The sequence below is a fragment of the Bacteroides caecigallinarum genome (assembly GCF_016902295.1).
GTDB lineage: Bacteria > Bacteroidota > Bacteroidia > Bacteroidales > Bacteroidaceae > Phocaeicola > Phocaeicola caecigallinarum_A.
In genome coordinates, this window is sequence record NZ_JACJLQ010000075.1 from 1 (window position 1) to 3,901 (window position 3,901).

Below are 3,901 nucleotides of genomic sequence, written 5' to 3' on the forward strand. Positions count from 1 at the left end.
GCAGTCCGTTTATACTTAGCATAAGCCCTCCAGTTTCTCCACCAGTGTTTTCAGCCCCTGATAGTCTAAGCCTTTCTTCTGTATGCACAAGCCCTCACGGGTTCTTATCATCACCATGATGTTTCCTTTATGGGAAGATGTACGCTTGGGCTTGTCTTTAGCAACATCCTGTTCTTCATTGCCTGTTTGGATCAACTCTTGCGGAATACCCTCCACTTCTATGGGTACAATCTTTTTCTGTGTTTTCTTGAACCAGTCATAGAATGCAGTGTTGGAATATTATTGCTGATGCAGAACGAGTTGATGGAAACTCCTTTGGGTTCTCCCTCAGTCTTGTAGAGGAACCACAGTATTTCAAAGTTTTTTTCGCTAAACATAATCTTTCAAGTTTTAAGTTTAGCACGAAGGTATGGGAAAGAGCAATGCTAGTCAATACGCCAATTTTGGAAGTTTACGAATGAGTTGATGGAAACTCCTTTGGGTTCACCTTCGGTCTTGTAGAGGAACCACAGTCTTTCAAAATCTTTTTCGCTAAACATAATCTTTTAAGTTTTAAGTTTAGCACAAAGGTATGAGAAAGAACCATGCTAGTCAATACGCCAATTTTGGATGGTTACAAGATGGGATTAGCAATAAAAGCAATATCCACTTACATGAGTCTTTAAATTTGATTATCATATAATTTTAATATTTTTTGTTCTGTAACAGTTTTATTATTAGGTATTACTTGATTACTTACAGTTGTTCCGAAACCTATAATACAACGATTGCCTATGGTCGCCCCTTTTAAAATAGATACCCGTTTTCCTATCCAACAGTCATCACCAATACAAACAGCTTTAGTTTTGGGCTTTTCAAATTCATATCCATAGCATGGATATTTGCTTTCGGCTAATGCTCTTCTTTTTTCTGCCGGATATATATTATGAGTGTTAGTGTCCCAAATCATACATTCGTATGATATTTGATTAAAACTTCCTACTGTAATTGATTCATCACAGCGTATTTCGCTGTCTTCATTAATGTTATTATAATCTCCAATTTTAAGAGAACCTCCATATCTTAGCCAAATTCTACCTCTCAAACGATTCCTATTTCCTATTGATATGTTCCCATCACTACATATTGAAAAGTTTCTATATGAATACCCATTCTCTAATATGTTCTCATCACCGATGCATAAATTCCCGTTGACAACAACTTGACTATTTGTAACAGTATTGTGTTTCCCTATTAGGAGTGAACTGTTTTTATTAATGACGTATAGTCTGCTCTTTGCTATTGTTGAACTATCTGATATAGAAAGAGAACAACATGAATCAACCTTTATAATACTTCTATATATGGAACAATATTTTCCTATATTCAATATACCTCCTTTTTTAACTATTACGATAGAACCTTTGAAAATATACTTCCATCTAATGAAAAAGAAATTCTTTATTACTTTTTTCAACATTGTTATATTTTTTTCTTATAAAAAATTGATAAGGCCTTTTTCTTTATGAAAGAACGTTCACCTTCATTTAAACCTATAAATATAATAGCACAAACTCCGTTTAAAAGACATAACACGGAGAGTAATATAAAATCTGCAAAATTATTTCCCATTAATGGTTTGAATAAAAAAGGGAATATCACACTTGCAATAGTTACAAGACTAATATTAAATAACACTTTTATACAAAAATCTCTAATACTAAATTGTTCAATCCTTTTATACAAATAAAAGCGAAAAAATAAACATATAGCAGATAAAATAATAGCTATAATAATAGTTATATATGGAGGCATTCCTATTTTTAGGAAAACAAATGAAATGGGCAGGTTTAATAAATTTATTCCACCAACAACAATTTGAAGAGATTTAATATTTCCAGTAGCCAAATGCGCAGTTAGTAATGGCCTATACAAACAATCCGTCATAGATAGGATAAGAATGAGTTGTACAAACTCAACTGTAAATTCAGGAACTGTTTTAAGCCAAAGTTGCAAAATGTATTCTGTATTGAAAAATACCGGTAAGGAAAGAAGTAAAATGAGATAATATGAATATTGCGTACTTTTATAGATTAGCATATTCATATAGCCTTTATTATTTTCAGCGTATGATTTCGTGATTTGCGGATTAACGGCTGTCATAAAATTATTTATAAAACTTGTTATTGCGGTGTTTACCTGAATTGCAATTCCCCTTGCTGCATTAACTGCGGCACCACAAAATATATTAATCAATATATTAATCCCTTGATCACGCAGAAGTGAAGATGACGAGCCTATAAAATTCCATCCGGCAAAACGGAACATATTATTTAGAAGCTTCTTATTATAAGAAAATCTTATGTGTCTGCATTCTTCAAAATGTTTATTACAGTATTTACCATAAATATATCTGATAATGCAAGACACTAAACACATTAATATTGAATAGAATATAAGTTTATCAATGGGAGAAATCAATATAAAATAAGCAATTAAGAGCTTACCTATAGTCTCGATAATACTTATATAGGCAAATGCTGACATACGTTCATGGGCTATAATAACAGCATTATACGGGATGCTAATTATATTAACAATAAATGTCAATAATGAAAATTGGAAGACCCAATTAGCTGCTTCTATACGTTGTTCGGCAATATTCATTTGTGAATTTAGGAACCATAATCCGATTGTTTCTGCTAGTAATACGATAATCAAAACTAGTACAATTTGTATTGTCATAGAAGATGAAAATATCAGACTTAACTTTTCTTTATCCCCTTTACCTAATTCATAAGTAATAAATCTACTTATAGCTGATGAAAGGGATCCTGAAAGAAGATTAAACATTACTACTAATCCTCCTATAACGTTGTAAAGACCATAATCCTCTACACCTAATGCGTTTAAGACAACTCGTGAGGTATAAAGACTCACTATCATCATGAACAACATTCTTACATATAGTAGTATTGTATTCTTCGCAATCCTCTTATTATTTTCTGAATTCGAACTCATTGTTTAAAATCTTCCCTTTCAGGCACGCTGCGCGGCTACCTCCCACATCCTTCCTTTAATAGAAAGCTGCGCAAGATAGTCCGCATTAATACTTAAATCGCCACAAAAGTAGCCCTTAATAACGATATATCAAATAAATTCGGAGATAAATATGCTATTCAGCATGGAATTTAGTAAACTTCCAATTTTAGGGTGTCCCCTTTTAGACGGGTGCCAGCAGGCACCCGTCTAAAAAAGAGTCCACAAATTTAACGATTATTATTTGCATATTGTCATGGGAAGAAGGTTTTCGTAATCCGTTCTTCCCTTTTTTAATTCTCTGAGCAGCTTGCAGAAGTAATCCCTGAAGGAGACACCTACCTGTTTGCAGGTTTCTATAAAGGTATTATAGATTGCTGAGTTCTGTATTCCTTTCACACTTCCGAAGAACAGGCTGTTCTTTCGTTGGACAGTAACAGGCCTCAGTGCCCGTTCTGCAGGTAAATTGTCTATTGAGTATTCACCGTCATTTCTGTAGGCGAAAATCTGATTCCAGAAGGTCTTCAGATAGTTAAGGGCCTTACTCATAAGTTCGCTTCGGCTCTCATCCGGATTTGCTGGAGGAGAGAAGGCTATCAGCTCAAGGAAGATTCTTGCCTGCAGACTTCCCTAGTCATAGGCGTACTTGAACTTGGCTCTTGCATGAGCCAGACAGCAGTGATGCTCTATATCCATAAGTTCATTGTCAAGATACATATATACGTTATAACCGTCACTCTGCAGTGATTTGATTTTTGCATCAACAAGGAACGACCGCGGATTATCTCGCATATACGCTGGGCCTTGCATCTCATGTCATGAAGTTCAGGAAGATAATAGAAGTTATGCAGTCCGTTTATACTTAGCATAAGCCCTCCAGTTT

5 protein-coding genes and 1 pseudogene are annotated in these 3,901 nt (G+C 34.3%); all 6 read right to left on the reverse strand.

The window, feature by feature from the left end:
* Positions 1 to 15: 15 nt before the first annotated feature.
* Positions 16 to 216, reverse strand: a complete 201-nt coding sequence (locus H6A27_RS15220; protein WP_239469706.1) for a hypothetical protein — start codon at positions 214 to 216, stop codon at positions 16 to 18.
* Positions 217 to 218: 2 nt separating this feature from the next.
* The gene (locus H6A27_RS15225) at positions 219 to 377 is read right to left on the reverse strand and encodes a hypothetical protein (RefSeq protein ID WP_239469707.1); all 159 of its coding nucleotides are present in this window, start codon (positions 375 to 377) and stop codon (positions 219 to 221) included.
* Positions 378 to 661: 284 nt separating this feature from the next.
* Positions 662 to 1,459: an acyltransferase gene (locus tag H6A27_RS15230; protein ID WP_239469708.1), complete on the reverse strand. Its 798-nt coding sequence runs from the start codon at positions 1,457 to 1,459 to the stop codon at positions 662 to 664.
* A gap of 2 nt (positions 1,460 to 1,461) precedes the next feature.
* A complete protein-coding gene (locus tag H6A27_RS13955; protein ID WP_204509115.1) occupies positions 1,462 to 3,000 on the reverse strand; it encodes a lipopolysaccharide biosynthesis protein in 1,539 nt (512 codons plus the stop codon).
* Positions 3,001 to 3,258: 258 nt separating this feature from the next.
* A pseudogene (locus tag H6A27_RS15445) lies at positions 3,259 to 3,795 on the reverse strand (IS66 family transposase); the annotation flags it as partial.
* Positions 3,705 to 3,901 (reverse strand): hypothetical protein (locus tag H6A27_RS15245; protein WP_239469711.1); only part of this gene is annotated, 197 nt, incomplete at its 5' end. The pseudogene H6A27_RS15445 and the gene H6A27_RS15245, both read right to left, overlap by 91 nt.

Bases quoted from the DNA above. Each gene is read 5' to 3' on its own strand.
- H6A27_RS15225 (WP_239469707.1), bottom strand. From the start codon at position 377: ATGTTTAGCGAAAAAAACTTTGAAATACTGTGGTTCCTCTACAAGACT.
- H6A27_RS15230 (WP_239469708.1), bottom strand. From the start codon at position 1,459: ATGTTGAAAAAAGTAATAAAGAATTTCTTTTTCATTAGATGGAAGTAT.
- H6A27_RS13955 (WP_204509115.1), bottom strand. From the start codon at position 3,000: ATGAGTTCGAATTCAGAAAATAATAAGAGGATTGCGAAGAATACAATA.